The organism is Acidithiobacillus ferrivorans, from assembly GCF_016250455.1.
In the GTDB taxonomy this organism is placed as follows: domain Bacteria; phylum Pseudomonadota; class Gammaproteobacteria; order Acidithiobacillales; family Acidithiobacillaceae; genus Acidithiobacillus; species Acidithiobacillus ferrivorans.
In genome coordinates this window covers 1,788,014-1,810,941 of record NZ_CP059488.1, presented here as the reverse complement: position 1 = coordinate 1,810,941, position 22,928 = coordinate 1,788,014, and the positions used below count along the sequence as shown (strand labels likewise).

The following is a 22,928-nucleotide window of genomic DNA, read 5'->3' as shown; positions in this document are numbered from 1 at the left end:
GGCGACAGTCCCAGGTTCTGGATAATCCAGGCCGAACGTGGCACGTCCGGCTGGTAATGGAATGGTGATTCCGCCCTCTGTCTCCGGCATCTCATTGTAACCGATTACACCGCAGCCCATACCGAACGAGGTAACGCCCCATGCTCCCACTCCATCATCTGCTCACGGAATGCGCTCCCACGGTCGCGCCCTCGACGATGGCTGCCATCGTCCGGGTGGAGTCTGGCGGACATTCCCTGGAAATGTGGAACAACAGCACCCGGAGCATGATTGGCCCCGGCAATCGGGCACAGGCCATTCAGTATTTGCGGCAGGCCATCGCCGCGGGTCAGAAGGTGGATGTCGGTCTCGCACAGGTGGATACCGGGAACTTCGCCGCCTTCGGACTCACGCCCCGTACCGCCTTCAATGCCTGCGCCAACCTTCGGGCTGGCAGCGAGATCCTGCGCACGGATTGGCAACAGGCACTGGCCAGCGGTTACCGGGGCCAAAAAGCGCTCTACCACGCCTTTGAAGCGTACAACTCCGGGCGACTCTGGGGGGATGCCCTATACGCCAACCGGATACTGGGTGCCGCTGGAGCATTCGCGTCTGCCGGCTGCAAGCCTGCCGACTACGGCGGACTGCGCACCGTCTCCCAGGGCAACAAGGCACTGCCGACCAATCCCTTTCCTCAATTCCGGTGGCTGGCAACGCCTGCTCAGGCGGTAAAGCCTGCACCATCAGGCGACTCCCGCCCCTGGCCGGTTCTCCCATAAGGACTTCGAGATGGTAAACAGTATCCATGCTCCCAACTCCACCGTCTCCGACTACAAGGTCCAGCGCCTCGCCCGGGGCGGCAGGCTCAAGACGACGCTCGTCGGCGTTGCGGTTGGCGTCCTCGGTTACACGCTAGGCATATCCTATGTGGCCAGGGACGTGTTTCCTGGCTACCAGTGGACCGATGATTTTATCCAGAAGGCGCATGCCTACATCGCGTTGCCTTACGGTTGGCGTCTGTATAATCCCCTACCTTTCCTGCGACCCATGCTCCTGAACATCCATTACCCGGTGATTCACCAGGCATTCTATGATGCCGGTCTGCCAGCGGTGGTGTTGGGTATGCTTACGGCGGGGATACTCGGGAAAAAGCACAAGGACGCGCAAAAAGCCGTCCTGGACAATCCTGTGCATGGGTCAGCCCATTGGGCGGGCAAGAGCGACGCGATCCGCGCGGCGCTCCTGCCTTCTCCCCCGCCAAGGACGGGGATGGATCGTCTACATACCTGGCTTGGGCTCAAGGGAGATTCCGACTTGGCCCGATGGAAAGACCGGCAGGAAAAGCGGAAAAAGGAGGCCGCAGAGTGGCGGAAGAAGAGGGCGGAGAGCGAGAAGAAACGCCTGTCAGAGATCCCGGAGCCGTCAATTTTTGACAGGTTTGACTCTCCGCATGTCTGTTATGTTGGGGCCTTTGTCGAGAACGGGGTGGCCACTCCACTCCAGCACACCGGGGCAGAGCACATCCTGGTCTTTGCCCCGACCCGATCCGGCAAGGGTGTGGGCCTGGTTTTGCCCACTTTGCTGGACGGCTGGATGGACTCGGTTGTCGTGCATGACATCAAGGGGGAAAATTTCAACCTGACGGCGGGATACCGCAAGGCCATGGGCCACCACATCCTGAAGTTTTCACCAGGCTCGGTATCCGAAGAGGGTTGCCACTTCAACCCACTGGATGCGGTGCGTGTCGGAACCCAGTACGAAGTCAAGGACGTGATGAACATTGCCACGATGATTGTGGACCCGGATGGCAAGGGCCTGAACGATCACTGGCAGAAAACAGGCTTTGCCCTGCTCACGTCCATCATCCTGCATGTGCTCTACGCCATGCCGGACAAAACCCTGCGGGGCGTTGCCGCCTATCTCAACGATCCTACCCTGGAAAGCGTAGACGTAGCCTTTGAGCGAATGATGCAGACGGAGCATGACCCGGATGAGCAATATGGCTGGCGGGACGGCAACGGCCAGTTCACCAAAGTGCATCCGGTCATCGCGCAATCCGCGCGGGAGATGCTGAACAAGGCCGAGAATGAAAAATCGGGTGTCATTTCGACCATGATGAGCTTCCTGTCCCTATACCGGGATCCCATCGTCGCGAAGTGGACCGAGTATTCGGACTTTCGCATTGCCGACCTTCAGGACGCCGAACAACCCGTCTCTCTGTACCTGGTCACCAGTCCGGAAGACAAGAACCGGCTCAAGCCCCTCATTCGCCTCGTGCTCAACCAAATTGCCTCTCAGTTCACCGCTGAAGAACGCCTGGAAGCGAAAGACGGGCGAATCGTCGCCAAGGGAAAGCATCGGCTGCTCTTGCTGCTCGACGAGTTCCCGAGCCTGGGCAAACTCGATGTATTCCTGGACAGCATCGCCTTCCTCGCAGGCTACAACGTCAAGCTGTACCTCATCACCCAGGACATTGCTCAGCTGGAAGATGAAGGCCACGGCTACGGCAAGGCCGGGGCCAAGACCATCATTGGCAACTGCCACATCCGGGCGGCCTACGCGCCCAACCAGGTCGAGACGGCCAAGTGGATCTCTGACATGCTGGGCACCCGTACCGTGACCATGGAAAACGACAACCAGAGTTTCGACGGCTCCATGTTCGGCCAGAACAAGGGCTATTCGACGAGCCTCAGCTACCAGTCCCGCCCCCTGCTGACGGCGGATGAGGTCATGACCTTGCGGGGACCGGAAAAGGAAGGCTCCAATATCAGGACCCCGGGCGATATGCTGGTATTCGCGGCGGGCTTCCACCCCATCTATGGACAGCAGTTGCTCTATTTCAAGAACCCGGAATGGCTTGATCGGGCAGCCATTCGGTGGCCGGAGAAGAGCGATTCCATCCCCGGAGCCAGGAAAGACTACAAGGCCATTCTGGGCGAGTCGGGTGGAACGCTACCCATCCCCCATATCGAGAAAAAACCGGAAGAGCAGGCGGCCAAAGGTCAGGATTCTGTCGAGGAAGTGTCAGACGCAGAGAAGGAAGCCTTGGCGGCCACTCAGTCCGAACTCAATGCACTCGCCGGGGAAAAACCTGCTGGCGAGGGGAAATATGACACCCGCGAGCGAGACGCGGAGAGAGGCGTTATCAGAGGGCTGATGGAAGATAACAAGTCAGAGCAGGAGTAAATGGGATGGTTGAACGCATCATGCAGAACTGGTTGGAAACCTGTAGCATAAGAGGACAATAACCTTGATAATCCTCACTGAGCCATTGGTTGGAAGGTGTATGTTGCAGAATCGCACCCTGCCGAAAGGGCGCCGGCGTCGATTTCATGGCCGCATGAAATCGTTGGTGGAACCTGCCAACGAGTTGATGGATAGAATTGCATTTCGGTAAGGGCCTGAATCAACATTCTTGGTGCTTCGCACAGATTCTCGGCGCCTTTGGGAAGCACGCCGCAAAGCCATTATTCGGGTTAGTGTCTGGCGGAAGCCCTTGGCGATCCGGGACGGTTTTGCCGGTTTCTTCGACTCGAATCTGGCGGATTTTGGTGAGGGCACAAAGGCCCAGCCCGCCAGGCGTCGGCCCGAACTCGAAGTGTCGGCAATCCTCGCAAAACGCTTTTCCAGATTTCCGGAGTCTTTCCTTGTTGGATATGGTCATTTCCTAAGCAAATCCTCTATGGCATAAGCAATTTGGCGTTCCGGCCCTTTGGTAAAAAACTGGGTTGCGGTTCTCTGTTGGGATCGGAGATCCATAGGCTTTCTACGATAGGCACGATCATAGGTCCGATGGTTTTCGTATTCGAATGTGACGGTCTTCTCGATCCCACAACCGGATCGGCCATCAGAGCCACCAGGGGCGAGATCACGACAAGCAACGAAAACCAGCACTCTTCTTGGTTACTACGATAGCAGACAGCCTCTGTTATCGACAGATTCACCATCTGAAACAGATCTAATCTAAGAAATCTCAAACCCAGCAGTTGATCATTACATCCACGGTTTCTGCCGGGATGGCCGACCCTCATCAAAACTCCCACCGTTGCCTGTCATGACTGCCCAGATCAGGGTGGCAAGCCATCCCAATACCGTCCAGCCCAATAAAAGGTTCAGCAGCGTGATCGGCATCCGGTAGGGACTGCCCATGCTCCACGCCATCAGTGCGGGCAAGATATACACACCCGTCGCCACCACGAACGCGATGACCAGTAACGCAACAAATCCGGCGCGGCTGTCGGTGATCCAGTGCAGCATACAGATCCCTCCTTTTGCTGATATGCGAATCATATAATCGATTCTTGGGGAAATGATAGCGCCGCCGGGGTATGCCCGTATATTTACCCGCCCTGTTCGCCAACCGTCAGTCCAGCAGGGTAGTCTGCACCTGAAACACCGATGACAGGTGTGCGGGAGCCTTGATTTGTCGCTGTTTGTGGACGTTCAACCGTCCGAATGCCACATCGATGGCCGAAGGGGCGACGCCCAATTCATTCCCCCGCCAGAAACCGGATCATATGACGGGTAGCGCGACTGCGGCGCGGTTCGGCCGTCACCCTGACCCTGAGTTGCGCGCCCTTGGGCTTGCCGATAATATCCCGGCGCACACTGGGTTTAATCAGAAAGTTGACCACCAGCGTGTCTCCTTCCACCAAAAGAACGCTTGATCCGATTTAACCATTCGATTTACCCAGTGAATGTCCTCTCAGGTATCTACCCTGCCAGCCCAAACTGAGATAGATTTCTTCCCTTCGACATCCCTATGAGGTATCCATGACCGTTACCAAGCAAGAACTGACCTACCATCTGGTCGGCACCATGGGGCTAACGGCCAAAGACAGCAAGGCTATGGTGGAAGTGATGTTCGATGCCATACGGGCCACGCTGGCGTCCGGTGAGGAGGTCAAGCTTTCGGGTTTTGGAAATTTCACGCTACGGGAAAAGCGTGCGCGGCCAGGGCGCAATCCCCGGAACGGGGAGCCCTTTGAAATTGGCGCACGCAGGGTGGTGACTTTCCGTGCCGGTATGCGTTTGCGGGCAAAATGCGCAGCGTCGTAACCGCATGAATGCCCCGGATTTCGCCATTACTCGCATGGACTACGATTCAGCCACGGGCTGGTGGGTGCGTCGGTATCGGCCTGGGGAAAGCAAAATGGATGTATCCGGCGGATCTACTGGGAAGCGCGATTTATGCTGGACGGTAAACAGCGCGTCCGGACCTTACGCGGTGCGGAAGGATGGTTATGCCGGAGTGTGGCGACTGGCGGCCATAGAACGCGGCCAGCATGATGGGCAGCTGGTACCCGCGGCCCCCTCCAAAAGCCCCGGACTGGCTCAACGAGATTTCACCGGGTACTGAACAAGGAAGCATCCCATGACACCCGAATTCATCCTCACCAATGACAGTGAACAGCTGGTTGGTCACGACGGCCCCGTAGTGCTTCTGGTGAGTAAGCGTATGGTAAAAAGCCGCAATATCGCTTTTGCCCTGAATGCCCTCATGACGCTGACGGAATCTGCAGAGATGGTGCGGCGCTTTCACGGGAAGTTGCATTTCGTGGTCAGCGGATACGAAAAAGACCACCGGGAGTTACCGCAGATACCGGAGGTACGGCGGTATTTTGCGGCTATCGCCCAGGAGTGGCCACACTGGCTTTGGTTTCTCGCGCGGGAGTGTGAACAGATCGGGCTCTTGCTGATGATGCTCATGGACGTTCAATTGGTGCAGCAAGAGGGTGGCCAGGCGGGTTACTTCATCGATCCCGGGGAAATGAAACGCGTGCTTTTTGACCTGCTCGACCGGGAAAACATCATGCTGGGGGCGTTAGGGATTTCTGAGGCAGAAATCAGCGCCGCCTGCGACAGCGCGATGGCGGATCTGGAAGGGATGCACTGAAAGCGGGATGGGCATCCTCTGCGTTGCACTGCACTGCACTGCACTGCGGCAACCAGCCAAATGAATTTCAACGACAACCACAAGACAAGGAACACCGCACATGCTCTACATTGAACCCCATGCTGGCCCCGCCCCTATCGTTCAGGTGATCACCGATGCGCGGCACACGGTGGATCTCAACGTTTACTACCTGTCGAGCAAGCCCATTTTATCAGCATTACGTCGCGCCCATGCCCGTGGCGTGAATGTCCGGGTGATTCTCGACCAGCATCCCTATGGCATCAAACCATGGATGGTACGCAAAGAGGCGCGGGCCGTCCGGGAAACGGGTGCTACGCTGCGCTGGGCACCTTCACGCTTTGAGGCCGGTGCTGGGCACTACCGTTTCGACCACGCCAAGTACGTGGTGTCCGGTCACGAGGTGGAAATCGGTACCGCCAATTTTGACTGGTCGGCCTTTCATAAGAACCGGGAGTATCTAAATGTGACCGGCAATACGGCCATCGTGAAAGCCGCACAGAGGGTATTCGATGCCGACTGGAATGATCAGAAGGCAGGGCCGTATCCCCATCAGGTGCTCGTGCTTTCTCCCGGGAGTGCCGCACAAATGGTTTCGGTCATTGATCAGCCGGGGCCGGTGGACATCGAAAGCGAGGAGATGGGCGATGACCGGACCATTCTCAGCGCCATTGCCGCAAAAGGTCACGCGGCACGGGTGATTCTTCCCGCCAGCATCAGTGCCGAAGATCAACGCAACGTCGCTGATTTGGAGCAACACGGCGTGCAGGTGCGGCTAATGCCCAAGTCACCCATCTACATGCACGCCAAGGCGGAAATCGCTGGGGACGAGGCTTTCATCGGGTCGGAAAATTACAGCACATCCTCTCTGAACGAAAACCGGGAAATGGGGCTGATCCTGCGTGGTCGTGAGGTCGCGCAGTTGCGGACGCAGTTTGATCAGGACTGGCGTCTGGCCGGTGAGGGTGGGAATGTCGCCACCAGCCGGGAACACGGGCGCCGGTTCACGGATAGGGTCAAAGACTGGTGGCAGCACCACGAATAAGATCTTGATACCCTGAGCCACCAGCCACTCCTGCAGCTTCAACTTTCATATCGCCAGTTTTCAATGTCGGAGGTACGCCCCGACCACCGCAAAACCTTATCGGCATCGGCCAATGGCTCTTTAGGCTGGAAGCGGTCATTGGTTTAGTCTAAAGTCAAGCCAATAATTAAGAACGCTGTCTTAACGAAACGGAACCACCTCTCTATGAAGCAATCGGCAAGAACGTTCCGCACAGGGCGCACCGCACCAATCGAGCCTGTTTTGGGATGGGCCTATTTGTCGCGCGAGGCACTGGCGCACGCCAAGGCGCAGATGGACGAAGAATCCATGGGCGTACGCGATGAGATCGGCTTCCTGACGATCCATCAGCGTTATGCCGATCGCTTCTTCCCCGGCACGTCGGTGCTGCACACCCGGGCCCGCTACGCCGTCTTCGTGCCCTGGTTATTCGAGGATTTGGCTGGTTTTACGGGACCAGCTGCCGTGCGTGCTCTTCACGAACGCGAAAGGGAGCTTGCCGGCAGGCTCAGGGATGCGGGCGAATCTCAGGTGATAGGGGGGCGCGTCTTCCCCAAGCCATCGAGCCAGCCACCGTCTACAGTGTATTGGAATGCGCTGGCTGTCTGGGGAGTTTTGCGCCCGCGTTTGGATGGACGGACTACTTCCCGAGCGCAGGCGCATCGCTTGCTGAAGAGCGTGGGCGCAGCAACTGACGACGATGGCCAACCGCTTCTAAGTTTCGACCCACCGTTCGTTCCGCTTCCCTCTCGCCCGGATAGCTGGCGTGGTGGGGACATCACTCTGAGGCTGACGACCGCGGAAGCAGCGTTTCTGCGTGAGCGGCTTTCCCAATTGCGCCGCAGTGACGGCCATGAGCTTTCCTTGCTCGCAAAGTTGGTGCGGACGCAGGCTGCGCCGCCGCCCGAAATGTGGGCCGACGAGACCCTCGCCGTTGCTGGCTCCGACCAGGCCCCGCTCGCGCGGGCACAATATGCCGCAAGTCTTGCGTGTGTGGGCCGTGCCGTCTACGATGCGCTTTTGGAGCGTATCGTTGTGGTCGATGACAAGCAGGAGACGTCGAACCGACATCGCGATCACCTCGCCAATATTGTCGATGAGCATGGTCCTGTCGCGGCCAAACTCGATATCGATGCGCTTGAGGCGGACATCGGTGCGTTGACGCCCAAATTACGTGCGGTCCTGAAGGTCACGAAGGCCTGGATCGTGTCAAGACTTGGCGATCCTACGCCGCTTTTAGACGTCTATGCCGCAGCCGAGGCCCGCAAGGGACCTCGCGCCCGGCTTGCTCCAACACTCAATGGACGCGCTCGGCGCCTCGAATGGTCGAACGACGAGCATGCTCTCGCTGGTCCGCTCCATTATCGATGGGAGCAGGTAAGCACGCTCATCAACGATCTGGTGAACGTCTAATGAGCGGTGCAACAGATAGTTGGCCGGCGCTCTCGTTCCTCGAGGGTCTGCGTCCCGGTCCCGATGAGCGTGTCGGACTTGCCCTGCTGGCCTCTTATTCGGCGGACCTTGGATCGATCGGTGCGACCTTGCTCGCTCTGGCTGGCAAGGAGACTGATGCTGGCCGTGGCAGTCCGTCCGACTTCGCCGATGCTGTTGAGCAACTGCGGGGGAAGGTGCGGATCATCATCCAGCGCGGGCGCCTCGCGAAAATGCGCCGAACAGCGCGCATCGCTTCGGTGCTGGATCAATTTGTGCGCGAAGTCGATTTCGATGAGGCTACACATAGCTGGCACCCCAAGGCCGCGCTTGTTCTAACGCGCAGCATTAATGGGGAGGACGGCTGGCGGCTCTGGATCGGAAGTAGGAACCTCACCGAGTGCGTTAATCGCGACATCGGTCTCCTACTCATTTCCGGGGGGAAGGGCAGCATTCCAATTCCCGGTGCGGATGACCTTGCGCACGCACTGGCTGACAGGGCCGCACTCAAAGGCCTGCACTCCACCTCCTTTGCGGCGATGATTGCGAGGGTTGCTTGGCGTGCGCCAACGGGCGTGCGCGTTGAGCGGATTCGCTGGGCTGCCGGATCTGGAGACCAGCCCATCCCCGCCCCGCCAGCGGGGACAGATGAAATTGTAATGGTGAGCCCCTTTATCGATAAGAACTTTCTTGCTCGGCAAATGCCAAAGGGGACGAAACCAGCGCGGCGGGTGTTGTTGACGACAAGGCGCGAGATCGAGCGCATCGGCCCGTCGCTGGCGGATTTCGATGATTTGCTTGCGTTGGATGCGCCCGATTACCCTCTCGGCGATCTTGAGCCTGATCCACATGCCTCCGCGTCGCCGACCGATGTCAGTTTGGCTGATGATGAGGAAGAGGAGGTTGGCCGCGGACTTCACGCCAAGCTGCTGTTCATGCGGTCTGGACGTAAGCGGACACTATGGCTGGGAAGCGCGAACGCGACCATGCGTGCATGGTCTGGACGCAACGCCGAGGTAACGGCAGAGTTGCTAGTTACCGAGTCGGTCGAAAGAGGACTGAAGGCGCTTCTCGGTTCGGCCCGGCCTGTTAAGGCACCAAGCATGGAACATGTCCCTGATGCGGCAGCCCTAGAAGAAGAAGCGCTTGAACGGGCCCGCGCTCAGGTGGCGGCGCGATGGGCGGCGAAACTTACTATCGAAGATGACGGACTGCGCCTCAGCCATCGCTCCGATTTACACCCTGGCGGGCCACATCCTGATGATCCTGACATTGCACTAGAAGTTGGTTCACTTCACGGCGAACTCATAGCCTGGCCGGTGCAGCAAGACGTCGTACATCTGGGGCCGGTCGTCCCAGCGGAGCGAAGCGAATTCGTCCGCTTGCGCGTCAGCCGTGGCAGCAAGGGGCTCTCATGGCTACAACGAGCGCCAGCGGAACCGCCTTTCGGGGAGGACCGCGACCGTGCCGCCTTCGTGCGCATTCTCGGCGCCAGAGGGTTCCTCCTTTGGTTGGCCGGGTTACTGGCGGATGATGAGCGTCAAGGCGAAGGTGACTGGACGAATGACGAGCCGCAGGAGCGGACAGACCTGGCGACTAACCCGGCTCTTGATTTGTCGCTACCGACCCTGGAGGAGATATTGGCTTCATGGGCTCGCGACCCAGACAAGTTCCGCGAAATCGAGCGAAGGGTCTCCCAATATTTACCGGCTGTGCTGGACCAGGCCAAACAGGAAGACCCGGAAACTGCGGCAATGCTCAGACGCTTTGATGATCTTTGGAGCAAGCTCAAGAGTGGGCTTGGAGCGGCAGGGAGCAGGGGCAAGCGCTCGTGAGCGCGCCCAAGCCGTTCCAGGAAGCTGCCGTCGATGCGGTGCTCGCGGCCTTCGCCGATCTAGCACATCGTCGACGATTTCTGGTCGCCGATGAAGTCGGTCTGGGAAAGACGGTTGTGGCAAAGGAAGTGGCGCGCCGAATGTCCGACGATGGCAGGCGACCTTTCGTCATCTACTATATCGCCAACGGTCACGCGGTTTCACATCAGAACAAGGGCCGTGTTGTTGGTTTCCTCGACGACTCTCAACGCGAGAAGGCGATCAAAACACCAGACCGGCTTTCGTTGATTGCGGTCGCGCAGCGGCCGGATAATCCCGTTCTCATCTATGCGTTGACCCCAGCGACGTCGTTTCCGGGCGCGCGTGCGCGTCTCACGGGAGGACGCAAGGAAGAGAGGGCGTTCCTGAATGTATTACTCGAGCAGACTTATCCTGCTTTCGCCCGCGATCTTGATCCCGACATATTGAGGCTCAGCGCACAGCAGAGTACGTGGGACTGGGTGGTTCAGGACGCAAGGACAAAATTTGCAGCTTCTCCGCCCCATCTGCGGCAACGGTTTCGCGAAGCACTTGCGGCCGAATTCGGCGAGCCGGTACGTGCGAAGCTCGATCTGGCGGTGCATGGCGACGCGGGCGCAAAGAAAAAACCGCTCAAGCCAGCCACATTCGTTGGCCATCTCCGTCGTGCCCTAGCGCTCACGACGTTGCGCCACCAGCCGCCTGATCTGGTCATTCTCGACGAGTTTCAGCGCTACCGGCAGATTCTAGACGAACTAGACGAGAAGGACGCTGATCCGCTTCTCAAAGCACTTCTGGAACCCGAAGGCTCAACGATCCCGCCAGCGATCTTGCTGTTAAGCGCGACACCTTATCGGCTCCTGACCACGCGGTGGGAGGAGGCGCGCGGTGCGCTAGCTCACGCGGAGCTTCTGAAGCTGATTGAATTCCTTGCCGGTCCCGATATCTGCAAGCAGGCTAAGACGCTTTTTTCCGAATTTGGCGATAAGCTTCGTAACCTCGCAGCGCATCCCGATGCAAGCCATGCTGACTTGAAGGCCGAGATTGGCGAAGCCGCCGGGCTCAGAGATCATCTGCGCGACCTGCTGACACCGGTAATGTCTCGCACAGAGCGAGACAGCGTGGCGGCGTCTGATCCTCTCGCCGGAACGCAATTTCTTGACGCCGACCCATCGTCGGAGGATTTTCAGGTGTATCGGCATCTCGCTGAGAGTTTCGCCGGGCAGATGCGCTACTATGCCTTGCCGTATTGGTCATCGGTCCCACTGCCGGCCCAATCCCTGGGGCCTCGATATGCGGCCTGGAAGAGTGCAAAAATCAAGGCGGCGCCGACGCTCACGCGCATGACACGCGAGCGTCGGAACAAACTTAGTGCGCTGCCTGCGTGGCCAGACGCCAAGCTCCGAGCGCTCAGTGGCGTCGCTCCGCCCAAGCTCCTGGCGCTTCCATGGGTCGCCCCGTCGCTTCCATGGTGGCCGCTTGGCGGAGGCTGGAAGAGCGTGACGGACGACCCCAAACTCTTGATGTTCAGCCGCTTCCGCGCAACGCCGCCTAGTGTCGCCGCGCTTCTCAGTTTTGGTGTCGAAGCGCACTGCCTTTCCCGGAAACATGGCGGGTATGAGAAGGCCTATAGGCGTCGCCGTTTCAAATCGGCGGCTGTTCCCGGACCTGTGATGGCGGCGTTCCATCCGTCGCCATGGTTGATCCTCAACACGGACCCGCTTGCCAAAGCCGGAGAAACGCTTGGCGCGGTTCGCAAAGAGGTTCGAAGGCAGATTCTCGCTGCTTTGCCCCAAGGCATTATTATTGATCGAGACACCGTGAAAGCCCGGCGACGGCACAGGCCGATTGCGCGTATCTTGGCCGCGATCGAATGTATGACAGGTGTCGCAGACCAAGCCGCCGCAGGCTGGAGCTGCGCAATTGGTGATGATCGTGTTGCTCTCTCCGCGATCCGGAAATGGCAACTGACGCCGAAGATCGACCTGCTCTCTCCCCTCGAGCTATCTGACCTCGTGGATTATGCGATTGGGGCGCCAGGCGTTACGCTCGGCCGGGCACTGTGGCGGCATGACAGGAAAATCCTTGAACCGGCACGTTATCCTGAGCTGGTCCAGCTCAGTTGGCAGGGCCTGCGCGCCTATCTCGACAATCCGGTGATCCTGTCATCGCTACCGGGGAAAACCGCAGTCGAGCAAGTCATGAGTGCCGTTGTTGAAGGCGGTTTCGAAAGCGTCCTCGACGAGCATTTCTGGCTTCGTGCCCAAAATCTCCAAGGGGGGGCAGCCGAACTTGCCAAAGACCTAAAATCATCGCTGGGGTTGCGCGTTGGCAGTTTCAGCTTTCATGGGATCGGCGGCGCCTCGCACAAGATCCCAGTACGTTGCCATGTCGCCATGCCGTTCGGCGACGCCGAGACCGAGCCCGTCGTCAGGGTGGAGGGCGGTGTGGCGCCTGCCCGTCCCGATGAAGTGCGCCGGGGCTTCAACACGCCTTTCTGGCCACATGTCCTGGCAACGACGTCCGTTGGCCAAGAAGGCTTGGATTTTCATCCTTGGTGTTCACATGTGGTTCATTGGGATCTCCCGTCGAACCCGCTCGATCTTGAGCAACGCGAGGGCCGCATCCAGCGCTATGCCGGATTGGCCATCAGGCGCAAGTTAGCAGCGGTCTTGCGCAACGAGGTTCTTCGAGACCCGCAAATGGCTGGCAGCTCACCGTGGCAATGTGTCAAGAGTCATGCGGAACTTTTGGTGGATGTGAGCGGTCTTCGCCCCTGGTGGGTATTCGATGGCGCCGAGATCAGCCGTCATGTTTTCGAGCGCCCCTTTGGAAGGGATGTTGCGCATTTCGCCCATCTTAGAGAGCAACGGATGATCTATCGGCTGGCGCTTGGACAGCCCAATCAGGAAGACTTTATCGATGTGTTGTCGCGCAGCAGTGTTGCGACCCGTACTTTGTTGCAGCCGCTTGTTCTTGATCTTTCCGCGATGGGCCTCCGGCAGATACCGAAGAAGATGCATTCAGCACAGGTAGACGGACACGGGCCAATACCTGGTGTTCAGCCTTCGATTGTAGATGTGGGAGATGCAGTCTCGCTGGCAGAGTTCCCCCCGGTATCAGGGTAGATACCGCCTCTCTGAAATGGTATCAGATTGCTTGTCGTTATCCGCCGCACAGGCGGTTTAGAAGGTTACTATCCATGGACGTGTTGGCGCGCATTTAAAGGTGAAAATTGGTGAGGAGCGCGTGCAGAAGGCTTCTGGTAGGAATGAGATTGTGTCCAGTTTGCGGAGCGATGATCTCTGCCCCCCCAACCCGGTCAGATGCCTCCTGTAGAGATTTTGTGCTGAAGGGCCGGTACAGAATTATGTCTTGGCATCAGTCCCCATGGATTGGTACCCTTCGGTTGATCCCCGGAGCGAGGCAGGCAAGATTGTGTACAGACTAAGGACATGATCCGGACTTTCAGATTAATCACCTGCCTCAACTTTGCCATCAGTTCGGACGGTATCCAGAGCTATGATCGAATCTGGTGTACAGGCAGATTACAACTGACTTGAGTAAGGTGGCGTACTGTTGCTACAAAGGGTTTGCAGACCAAGTAAGCAACGTAAGGAGTACGCCGTGGAAAAGAATACCGTATTTGAGGGTGGTATGGGAGAGCTGGGCTTGGGGATAGAGGGCGTGCTGCGGCGTGCGGCACGTTCCCTGATCGAACAGGCCATAGAGACAGAGGTGGCCGTATTGCTGGAAGAGTTTTCTGCGGTACGGATGGTCAATGGTCGTCAGGCGGTCGTTCGTAACGGCCACCTGCCGGAGCGAGAGATCATAACTGCCCTGGGCCCTGTGCCAGTGAAGGTCCCCAAGGTTCGGGATCGCTCGGGTTCGGGGATTAAATTCAATTCGGCACTGGTGCCACCGTATGTGCGTAAATCGCGGACGGTGGCGGCCACGGTCCCCTGGCTGTATCTGCATGGGGTATCTTCTGGCCACATGCAGGAGGCGCTTTCTATCCTCCTGGGCGAAGAGGCCAAGGGACTTTCCCCTGCGGCATTGGGACGCCTCAAGGCGCAGTGGGCGGAAGATCATGCCGCCTGGCAACGCCGTTCCCTGGAAGGTAAACGGTATGCCTACTGGTGGGTGGACGGCGTCTATACCAACCTGCGTGCGGAGGAGGATCCACGCATCTGCCTGCTGGTGATTATTGGCGTGACTGCGGACGGGAAGAAGGAACTGGTCAGTGTCAGCGACGGTCTGCGCGAATCCAAGGCCTCCTGGCTGGAGATTCTGCGCGACCTGCAGGCTCGTGGTCTGGAAGCTGCACCATTACTGGCTATTGGTGATGGCGCCATGGGCTTCTGGGCAGCATTGGATGAAGCGTATCCCGAAACCCGCCAGCAGCGCTGCTGGGTGCACAAGACCGCCAACATCCTCAACGAACTGCCCAAATCCAAGCAGGGTAAGGCGAAGGCGGCACTGCAGGAAATCTGGATGGCCGAGAGTCGGAAGGCCGCGGAGAAAGCCCTGGAAGTCTTTGTGCGCAACTACCAGGCGAAGTATCCCAAGGCCGTGGCCAAGCTGGAAAAGGATCGGGCGGAATTGCTGGCCTTCTATGATTATCCGGCCGAACATTGGCGACACATCCGCACCACCAATGCCATTGAATCGACCTTTGCCACCGTGCGTCACCGGACATCGCGCACAAAAAACTGCGTGTCGCGCAACAGCTTCATTGGATTGGGCTTCAAGATGCTGCAACAGGCAGAGAAACGCTGGATCGGGATTTATGCCCCTGAGAAAGTCCACGATCTTTTTGCAGGGGTGAAATTCATGGATGAATTGCCGGCCAATCAAATCCTGCCGGATGACCAACAGAGCGCCGCCTGAAGCTATGTCAGTAAATTCTTATACACCAGAATTGACTATAGCTCAGCGCGGGAGTCCGTGGAGGCAGTCCTGCAATTTATTGAGCAACAGATAGAGATGGTTCGTCTGCAGATCCAGATCCATATCGATCAACACCCCAGACTCAAGAGCCAAAAGGAGCTGCTATCCAGCATCCCAGGAATTGGTGACAATACCGCCGCCACCTTATTGGCCTTCCTCAGTCCGGTAGAACGGTTTCACTCAGCAAAGCAGGTGGTTGCCTATGCTGGCCTCAATCCCCGTATTCGACAATCTGGCCAGTGGGCGGGAAAGAGCCCCATCGCGAAAACAGGAAATGCTCTGCTGCGCAAGGCCCTGTATTTGCCGGCAGTGGTGGCGAAACACCATAACCCAATCATCGCAGCCTTTTGCGACAGGCTACTGGCCAGAGGTAAGCGTCCTATGCAGGTGGTCGTTGCGGCTATGCGTAGGCTTTTGCATCTGGTTTTCGGTGTCCTCAAGTCTGGGAAGCCATTCGACCCCAAATTTGGGCTTGCATAGTACCGTTCAAGACGGTATCTGCAAGGGGTCATTTGTGCTCGAAGTCAACTATTTTATCCGACCGCACCGGGGGGATTCCGCCAGCAACGTCTCCCGACGAGCCACTATCCAGGCGCTTACGGGTAGCAATCGCTTTTGTGGTGTTGCGAAGCCCGAGAGCAACGGCTCGGTTTCGATGACCAAGTGATCTATAGTTGTTCGCAGTGCTTTCACATCGCGGTACTTTACCAGTTGGATGCTGCACTCTATCATTGATTTCATTATCCCGTTTAACATTTAACTTCACGGAGAGTTGACTTATGACTTCAAGCACGGTGCAACAACCACAAGACAAGAACTTCGACCAGACGAGCGATGTGCGTGACGCAGTCGCTCGTGGGCAGCACGCCAATCCCGCCCTGCAGCGCCTCCAGACACGGATTTTGAAGAGCACGGATGCTAGCGATGTCATCACGAGCTACGATCGGATGCACCACCGACACAACCGTTCATAATGGCTGTTACGGTCGACGAGGTCCAACTTACCTCGTTTCTCGTCAAGGTCGCATCCAGGTGCAATCTGGATTGTGACTACTGCTACGTCTATCATCACGCGGATCAGAGCTGGCGGTCGATGCCTCGACTGCTTTCATCTAAAGATCGTGAGGCATTCGCCTCGCAGCTAGCGTTATACATCCAGCAGGTCGGGATACGACGATGCGTCGTCGTTCTCCACGGTGGTGAGCCTCTGCTAATGGGTAGTGCTGAGCTCGTGGCTTTTGCGGCTCACCTTCGGAAAGCGGTGGGTGCAGACGTGCAGTTGGACATCGGGATGCAAACAAATGGCCTCTTGCTCACGCGAGAAGTGATAGATGAACTATCGAGCGTCGACATCGGCATTTCCTTGAGCTTGGATGGCCCAAAGGAGGCGAACGATCTGCATCGAACATCTCGTCGCGGCCGCTCAAGCTTTGAGCAGTCGTATCGGGCCTTGCAGCTGTTGCAAAGTGCGCCAGACGTATTCGCCGGCGTGATTGCGGTCATCGACCCTCGGACGTCACCGCGCCAGCTGTTGGAGTTCTTCAACGAGCGGAAAGTCCCGCGGCTCGACTTTCTATTACCGGACGCGCATCACCTGCGCCCGCCACCGGGGCGGCTGGAACAACCGGACGCCTATAAGAGATGGCTCATCGATGCCTTTGATCTCTGGTTCGATGAATACTCTGGTCTACAGGTTCGCACCTTTGAAGCACTTCTCGATGCTGTTGTCGGTATGCCTTCACAGACTGATGCGTTTGGCTTCGGCGATGTGAGTCTCATCACTGTCGAAACTGACGGCACCTACCATGACTTGGACGTGTTTAAGGTGGTGTCGCAGGGCGCGACGCGGCTTAACGGCAGCGTGAGGGACACACCCATTTCAGATGTGGCTGCCTCTGCTGCCCTAGCTGCTCATCGCGCATTGCTGAAGAAAGAGGGCTTGTGTGCCAGTTGCCGTAGTTGTGACGTTGTGGATGTGTGCGGTGGCGGTTCCGTCCCGCACCGGTATGGTTTAAACGGGTTCCAGAACCCGACGATCTACTGCAAGGAGATGCGCGCTCTGATTCGTCATGTGCAGACGCGCATCGCCAACTCACTCGAGCTGACGATGCACGCTGCCGCCATAGCCCACTACGGCCGCGACCTGGGTGAGTTCGAGTGCGCTGAGACCTCCACGGAAGCCGTTGCAAGCCTCTGGTCAAATGCGATCTCGGACCAGTCCTCAGAACTGCGACAAGCGCTGCTATGGCTCGAGGCCTCCGGCTGCGGCTCCGGGGAGACTGTAGCAGCTGTAAGGGCTTTGATTGATTCACAATCTGCCATCGACCTCCTCGCACAGAGGCCTGGAGCGATCGCCTGGAGCAATGCCATGCTGGCAATCGCTACCGGTCGCCCAGTGAGTGCCGTCGATGGAAGCGCGCTTGACAGAGACCTGGGATACGCTCATTGGATGCTGGCCCGACTGCAAGGTTCGACTGAGCAGTCGCCTGAGGTCCACGCGATGGATCCTTGGCTGCGCCGTCCCTTTGGCAGCGCGATCCATTTCGAGAACCAGGAAGTTCTGCCGGCGGCAGAGTCGCTGCTGCATGAAGCGCTTGGAATCCTGCATGCGTGGCGTCCGGCCGTTGTGCAAGAGCTTAGAAAGATCTGCCGGGCGATCCAGTTCATCAGAGACCCAGCTGCTGATCCGGACAAGATCGTGTCCTTCAGTGACAACGCAGTGCCTGGCTCCCTTTATGTCTCGGTGATGCAGCGGGCCAGTTTGATAGACGCTTACGACCTTGCGGACTCTCTCCTCCATGAGTACCGCCATCAGAAGCTTTATCTGCTGGAGCGACTCGCGCCTATGGTCAAGCCGACAAACCGCAAGGTGGTCTCTCCTTGGCGTCAAGACCCACGGCCGCCTTCAGGGCTGTTACATGCCGTCTTCGTGTTTGTGGAGCTACGCCGCTTCTGGAAGCACGTTCGCTCGCTAAACCTGGACCGGCTGAATACGCGCGCCGAGAATCAACTGATGGACACCGATGCCCGGTTAAACGAAGCGTTTCTTACGCTCGCCGGATGCCCTCTTACAGCTACGGGTCGTTCGTTGGTAGCTGTGTTGGAAGTCGGGGCACGGGAGTAGCGCATGCGTGTACCCAGAGGTCGACTCCCGCAAGACCCCGCCAGTTGGCACGGCTTCCTGCGGGACTACTTTTGCGACAAGGATGCGGTCGCGATCGAGTCCGTCGGCGACGTCCATCTTCATCTGAGTTGGCCCGACGAGGCAGAGAGGCATGTCGATCCAGCCCTGCAAGTCGGCCTGCGCTGGTGGGGACGAGGAGTCTCGTTGGGTTCCATGTGGTCGGCATGGAGGCGTGACGGCCGCATCATGACCTCGCTCTACGACACGTGGACGCTTCTGAGTTGGTGCGAATGGTTGGCTCGAGTTCCATCCAGCACGTCCGAGCAAGTCGTTATCCTGCACGTGGACGATCACCGTGATCTGGGATCACCACGACTGCACTTGGTCAACGGCGCGCTGGTTGATGCGATCACCAAAGAGGAAGTGCGTTTGACGGATCCATTGACCGTGCGGCAGGCAATCGAAAGCGGCGCCATTGGTATGGGGAGTTTCATGACACCCTTTCTATGGCAGTGCCCGCAAGCGACCGTGCGGCATCTCTGTCAGCCGCCGAAGATGCAGGCCGATGTGCGACAAATGCTCTCGCTCACCATTGCTCCTGACACCCTGCTGGATCCGGATGCTGAGCGGCTTGCTATTGATCTCGTCGAGGGAGCGACCGATACCGAGAGCTATCTGGGGACCAGTGATACGGCGATGTGGTCGCGCAACATCGAGGGTCGTCCAGCGCTTGTTCACATTGACATGGACTACTTCAATAATCGCTACGACGGCGATTCGGCTTGGCTTATGCGCGCCCCAAGATTTGACCCGAACCTGCCGACGATGCTCTCGAAAGTTGATGATCTCATCAATGCTTTGGCGGCATCAAAAGTGATTATCGAGGATGTGTCCATTGCTTACTCTCCTGGGTTCTTCCCGGCAGAATTCTGGCAACCTGTTGACCGGCATTTGCGGACCGGCCTGGCGCGAATCCTATGACACACCATGCCAGTGCACCCAAACGCACGCGACCGGCCAGGGAGACGCCCAAGCCGCGGCCCGTTAAGCTGCGGACGGCGGAGGCGAAGGTCTCCGCCAGTGAAGTGGATCTGATATCGATCGCCGGAACGCCTGGGAAAGGCAAAGGCCCGGGCGGCGGGAAGTGGCGCATTGAAGTCAATGGAGTCCGGGCAGGCGAGGTCTACATCAACGTGATCGATGAGCCGCCGATAGGCCGTCATGCATCATTGCAGATCTATCTGAACATCAAGAGCCAGGGACGAGGTATTGGTCGCGTTGGCTACGCGAAGGCTTGCCAGCTGAGCGTCCACGAGACCGTCTACGCCCATATACGTCGGTCAAATGTCGCTTCGCGGCGCGCTGCAGAGGCGGCTGGATTCGTGGATGCCACTCCGTCGGGATTCATACAGCTCATTCTTCGCTGGGTAAGACCACGGACGGATCTCTCCATCTGAGTAATCCGGCAATGGAGATATTCATCGTCATTCCATGTCTGAACGAAGAGGACTGCATCACGGCGACATGCGCGTCGCTGGGATTTGGGGATGGGCTGGAGCCGCCTGGACGATTGGTTCTCGTGGACAACGGCTCAAGCGACGGAACGGCCAAGTTGATGTTGGCGATCCAGCGAGCGTCGCCGCCTGGGCATGTCTTGATCACCCAGGAACACAGACGCGGCTATGTCGCCGCCAGGCGGGCGGGCATGGCCAAGGTTATTGACGTAGCTCAGCGAGACCAGGTGCCTGAAGAGGACGTGCTCATCCTTCAGGCTGACGCCGACACGATCTATTTGCCTGACTACCTCAGACCATGGTTGACGCTCATTGTGGCGGTCGCGGACACCTTCTGGAAGCGAGTTCCGTCACCAGCCGCGAGTTCAATCTCGAGTTTCCTGTGTTCGGGCAGCTCTGCCGGGAGATCGATAATGGCATGGAGCGTTGGTTGGCGCCGGAAGAGAGGCAAGTCATAGTGGACGACAAGGTTTGCGCATTCTCGCTAGCTGACTATCGTGCGTGGGGTGAGCACCAGGACGAAATCGATGACCAAGGCGAACTGATCTTGGCCGAGACAACGCGGCTCTTCATGCGAGCCAGGAGCAGAGGTAAGGTTTGGCGTGACCGAGTGGAAAGTGCCCAGGCCCTTCCATCACGTCGGCGGCTTAGAACGCAGGCTCCCGGCTATTTCGCCTGCTCAGGCTTTCCCCGACAGACCCAATGGACGGAAGCCTGGGGTGCGTCCGGCGAAGCAGAGCGATTCCTGCGTTCACCTCATAGCTGGCCTGCTTTGGGCCGTCTTGTGCGATCGAGGCAAAGACACCAGATCGCTCTTTTCAGCCTACTGCCTGCCATCTACGACGATGAAGCCAATGTGCTGCCTAGGCTCGCTGCGCTGGCAAAATCGGTTCGCAGGACATCAGGCACCATGTCGTCAGGCCGGTTGCTGGGGCTGATGCTAAAGATGGCCGATGAAGAAGAGGGACCACTTGCCGAAATCCTCCGCAAGGGAGAGTCCAGCGGTCTCCCCGGGTGGGGATCGCAGTGAGTACCCTGCAGTATATAGTGGTCCCCATATTTGAGACAGTGGTTTAAGCTTGTTGTCTGGTAGGGAGAAGGCGATGAGCGCAGGAAAACGGAAAGTGTATGGGGCAGCATTCAAGGGCAAGGTGGGACTGGAGGCGATCCGGGGACTGAAAACCAGTAAATATCCCCCGGCAAAGCCTAGCCGTTGGCGAAAGGTGTGTGCGCATTCGCCGAAAGAAAGGCGATAAAAAACCCGGCGGAGCCGTGCTGAATGTCTAATCTTCAGGTAAATAATATCTTCCAGACTAACCTTGCCTTTGGCTAGTCCCAGCCGCATTGCCGGCGTCTTCTTGTCCTGCCCAGCGAGATAATAGTTATAGAACACCCGGAAGATGCCCAGCATCTTCACGATGGTTTCCGGGTTGTAGGCACTATAGCCGTACCAAGTACGGCTGGCACCACTGGCCGTCGTAATAGGACGCTCAAGGAGCGACAATCGCCTGCGCACCTGCATAAAAAAACTGGCGTAATGAATAGCCGATTGTAGAGCTGCTTTGCCAGTTCTTTAAATCCTGGCAACCCAGCAGGGTAAGAAATGCCAGCGCCGCAGAAAAATACTACGCGATCCTCTTCGTGCGCCTGTAACAGCGTATCCGGGATGTCCGGACCGTGGGTGATGAATTGCATTCCTTCGGTGTCCTAAACGCATAGCCTCAGGCGATGTTCGATAATACTCCTCCTCAGATCGAAGGTGAATGATCGCTTTCGCTGCCCTGCCGCTGTTGGCGGTTTGATCACTGATTGCGGCCGTTCATTGGCGGTGATACATGACATTACCCGACCCTTAATTTAACACCATCTCCAAGACCTCGACGATCTCCACCGTTCCCATCGTCCCGGGTAATTCGCGCCCGGCCTTCTCAAAGGCTCGCTCCAGCAGTGGGCGGGGAAGCGTCACCGTCACCTGCTTCGGCAGGGATGCTCCCGGCAGGCTGCCAACCTTCTGCGCATCATTCGCCGGATCTCCGACAACCACTCCGTTCTCGTCAACGGCGCCCCCATCCTCGATGTCCTCATCGCTATCGACGTTGTGCATATCGATCGTGGACAAGTCCACTTCTTCCCCATTGGCATCAAAAGCCCTCACGGTCCCATCTTCCTGTTGCATACCTACCTCCTGCGGTTTTCCGCTCAAACTTCGTTCGTACCGATCTTCCTCTCTATCCACCAGCACGCGGGAGAGGGTTTCCCCGGCTTGCAGGCTGGCACGGATGGCGTCCAGCACGATGCGCTTGTCCTCATCCTTCATCCATCCTTTCATGCGACTGATGTCCGTTTGTCCGATGGACTCCAGCGGCACGCCCAGATACTCTGCCACAGCCCGCGCATCTTCGCTCCCCAGAGAGAGCATCTGGTGTACCCATGCTTTGGATCGACCCAGCCGCTTGCCCAGATCCGACAGGCTCGGCTTGGTGTCCAGGCTATCCATCAGCTGCTTTACGGCCTTCGCTGTATCCACGGGCGTCATATCCGCTCGCGCCAGGTTTTCGACCAGCTGCATTTCCAGCCGGTCAGCGTCTGTGTCGGGTTCCAGGATCACGGCTGGAATCCGGGACAGGTCATAGCCCTTGCGACGGCAAGGCTGGCCGCTGTCCCGGGCGGCCATGGATGCCCTCCAGCGCCGCTCGCCCGCTATGATCCGATACGTTCCCGACGCGACATGACGTACCGCGATGGGCTGCAATACCCCATGCTGCAAGATGCTTTCCTTCAGCAATTCCAGATCATTGTCGATGGCATCCTGCGCCCCGGATGCCACAAACGTCTTGCGCGGTTGCTCCGGGTCCGGCTCGATCTCCGACAACTCCAGAAAGAGCGCCGATACCTTCCCGCCGCCGACCGTTCCGCCCGCAACGGTATTCTGTTCATCCGCCGGGGCCGCTTCCTGCCCCTTGCCGGGTGCAAACCCCGAATTTCGTCTACCGGGTAGACGATTGGTTTTGGCATCGGTCTCGCCGGAGTCTCCCGCCATTTCGGCCAGCGTGCGCTTCATCTCATCAAAGAGATTCTCTGAAAGATCTACCTTTGCCAT

The 22,928-nt window shown here is 58.1% G+C and carries 21 protein-coding genes; 16 read left to right on the top strand and 5 right to left on the bottom strand.

Annotated features, from left to right (window positions below; translation table 11 throughout):
* Positions 1–140 precede the first annotated feature (140 nt).
* A complete protein-coding gene (locus H2515_RS08990) occupies positions 141–758 on the top strand; it encodes a lytic transglycosylase domain-containing protein (protein ID WP_198659893.1) in 618 nt (205 codons plus the stop codon).
* 10 nt (positions 759–768) lie between these two features.
* Positions 769–3,165 carry a type IV secretory system conjugative DNA transfer family protein gene (locus tag H2515_RS08985; protein ID WP_198659892.1) on the top strand — a complete coding sequence of 799 codons (2,397 nt, stop codon included), beginning with the start codon at positions 769–771 and terminating at the stop codon, positions 3,163–3,165.
* A gap of 807 nt (positions 3,166–3,972) precedes the next feature.
* Here H2515_RS08985 and H2515_RS08975 read toward each other — a convergent pair.
* The 3 genes from H2515_RS08975 to H2515_RS16070 all read right to left on the bottom strand — a co-directional run bounded on the left by H2515_RS08975 (position 3,973) and on the right by H2515_RS16070 (position 4,613).
* On the bottom strand, positions 3,973–4,236 hold the full coding sequence (locus tag H2515_RS08975) for a superinfection immunity protein (protein ID WP_198659890.1): 264 nt from the start codon (positions 4,234–4,236) through the stop codon (positions 3,973–3,975).
* Between the two features lie 106 nt (positions 4,237–4,342).
* The gene (locus H2515_RS16345; protein ID WP_269802039.1) at positions 4,343–4,468 is read right to left on the bottom strand and encodes a hypothetical protein; all 126 of its coding nucleotides are present in this window, start codon (positions 4,466–4,468) and stop codon (positions 4,343–4,345) included.
* Between the two features lies 1 nt (position 4,469).
* On the bottom strand, positions 4,470–4,613 hold the full coding sequence (locus H2515_RS16070; RefSeq protein ID WP_232821311.1) for a DUF167 domain-containing protein: 144 nt from the start codon (positions 4,611–4,613) through the stop codon (positions 4,470–4,472).
* Positions 4,614–4,752: 139 nt separating this feature from the next.
* Between H2515_RS16070 and H2515_RS08965 the strand changes: the two genes are divergently transcribed.
* The 14 genes from H2515_RS08965 (at position 4,753) to H2515_RS16515 (ending at position 20,286) form a co-directional block, all read left to right on the top strand.
* Positions 4,753–5,037, top strand: a complete 285-nt coding sequence (locus H2515_RS08965) for an integration host factor subunit alpha (RefSeq protein WP_198659889.1) — start codon at positions 4,753–4,755, stop codon at positions 5,035–5,037.
* Positions 4,997–5,338 carry a hypothetical protein gene (locus tag H2515_RS08960; protein WP_232821309.1) on the top strand — a complete coding sequence of 114 codons (342 nt, stop codon included), beginning with the start codon at positions 4,997–4,999 and terminating at the stop codon, positions 5,336–5,338. Before H2515_RS08965 ends, H2515_RS08960 begins: the two co-directional genes overlap by 41 nt.
* Positions 5,339–5,353: 15 nt before the next feature.
* On the top strand, positions 5,354–5,875 hold the full coding sequence (locus H2515_RS08955; protein ID WP_198659887.1) for a hypothetical protein: 522 nt from the start codon (positions 5,354–5,356) through the stop codon (positions 5,873–5,875).
* 100 nt (positions 5,876–5,975) lie between these two features.
* Complete coding sequence (locus H2515_RS08950; protein WP_198659886.1) at positions 5,976–6,938, top strand: phospholipase D-like domain-containing protein; 963 nt, start codon at positions 5,976–5,978, stop codon at positions 6,936–6,938.
* Between the two features lie 204 nt (positions 6,939–7,142).
* Positions 7,143–8,369 carry a DUF6361 family protein gene (locus tag H2515_RS08945; RefSeq protein ID WP_198659885.1) on the top strand — a complete coding sequence of 409 codons (1,227 nt, stop codon included), beginning with the start codon at positions 7,143–7,145 and terminating at the stop codon, positions 8,367–8,369.
* Positions 8,369–10,222 (top strand): phospholipase D family protein, encoded by a 1,854-nt coding sequence (locus tag H2515_RS08940; protein WP_198659884.1) that lies wholly within the window; start codon positions 8,369–8,371, stop codon positions 10,220–10,222. Before H2515_RS08945 ends, H2515_RS08940 begins: the two co-directional genes overlap by 1 nt.
* Positions 10,219–13,368 (top strand): helicase-related protein, encoded by a 3,150-nt coding sequence (locus H2515_RS08935; protein WP_198659883.1) that lies wholly within the window; start codon positions 10,219–10,221, stop codon positions 13,366–13,368. The genes H2515_RS08940 and H2515_RS08935 overlap by 4 nt, the downstream gene beginning before the upstream one ends.
* A 499-nt stretch (positions 13,369–13,867) precedes the next feature.
* Complete coding sequence (locus H2515_RS08930) at positions 13,868–15,130, top strand: IS256 family transposase (RefSeq protein ID WP_198659882.1); 1,263 nt, start codon at positions 13,868–13,870, stop codon at positions 15,128–15,130.
* A 57-nt stretch (positions 15,131–15,187) separates the two neighbouring features.
* Positions 15,188–15,670, top strand: a complete 483-nt coding sequence (locus H2515_RS08925) for a transposase (RefSeq protein ID WP_198659881.1) — start codon at positions 15,188–15,190, stop codon at positions 15,668–15,670.
* Between the two features lie 299 nt (positions 15,671–15,969).
* The gene (gene yhhA, locus H2515_RS16520) at positions 15,970–16,164 is read left to right on the top strand and encodes a YhhA family cyclophane-containing RiPP (protein WP_408626786.1); all 195 of its coding nucleotides are present in this window, start codon (positions 15,970–15,972) and stop codon (positions 16,162–16,164) included.
* The gene (yhhB, locus tag H2515_RS08920; RefSeq protein WP_198659880.1) at positions 16,164–18,314 is read left to right on the top strand and encodes a cyclophane-forming radical SAM/SPASM peptide maturase YhhB; all 2,151 of its coding nucleotides are present in this window, start codon (positions 16,164–16,166) and stop codon (positions 18,312–18,314) included. The genes yhhA and yhhB overlap by 1 nt, the downstream gene beginning before the upstream one ends.
* 3 nt (positions 18,315–18,317) lie before the next feature.
* Positions 18,318–19,295 carry a hypothetical protein gene (locus tag H2515_RS08915; RefSeq protein WP_198659879.1) on the top strand — a complete coding sequence of 326 codons (978 nt, stop codon included), beginning with the start codon at positions 18,318–18,320 and terminating at the stop codon, positions 19,293–19,295.
* The gene (locus tag H2515_RS08910; RefSeq protein WP_198659878.1) at positions 19,292–19,771 is read left to right on the top strand and encodes a GNAT family N-acetyltransferase; all 480 of its coding nucleotides are present in this window, start codon (positions 19,292–19,294) and stop codon (positions 19,769–19,771) included. Before H2515_RS08915 ends, H2515_RS08910 begins: the two co-directional genes overlap by 4 nt.
* 11 nt (positions 19,772–19,782) lie before the next feature.
* Positions 19,783–20,286, top strand: coding sequence for a glycosyltransferase family 2 protein (locus H2515_RS16515; protein ID WP_198659877.1), 504 nt, complete (start codon positions 19,783–19,785; stop codon positions 20,284–20,286).
* Between the two features lie 482 nt (positions 20,287–20,768).
* Here the strand turns inward: H2515_RS16515 and H2515_RS08900 are convergent, their stop codons facing one another.
* A complete protein-coding gene (locus tag H2515_RS08900) occupies positions 20,769–21,332 on the bottom strand; it encodes a hypothetical protein (RefSeq protein WP_232821645.1) in 564 nt (187 codons plus the stop codon).
* Between the two features lie 348 nt (positions 21,333–21,680).
* Positions 21,681–22,928 (bottom strand): ParB/RepB/Spo0J family partition protein, encoded by a 1,248-nt coding sequence (locus H2515_RS08895; protein ID WP_198659876.1) that lies wholly within the window; start codon positions 22,926–22,928, stop codon positions 21,681–21,683.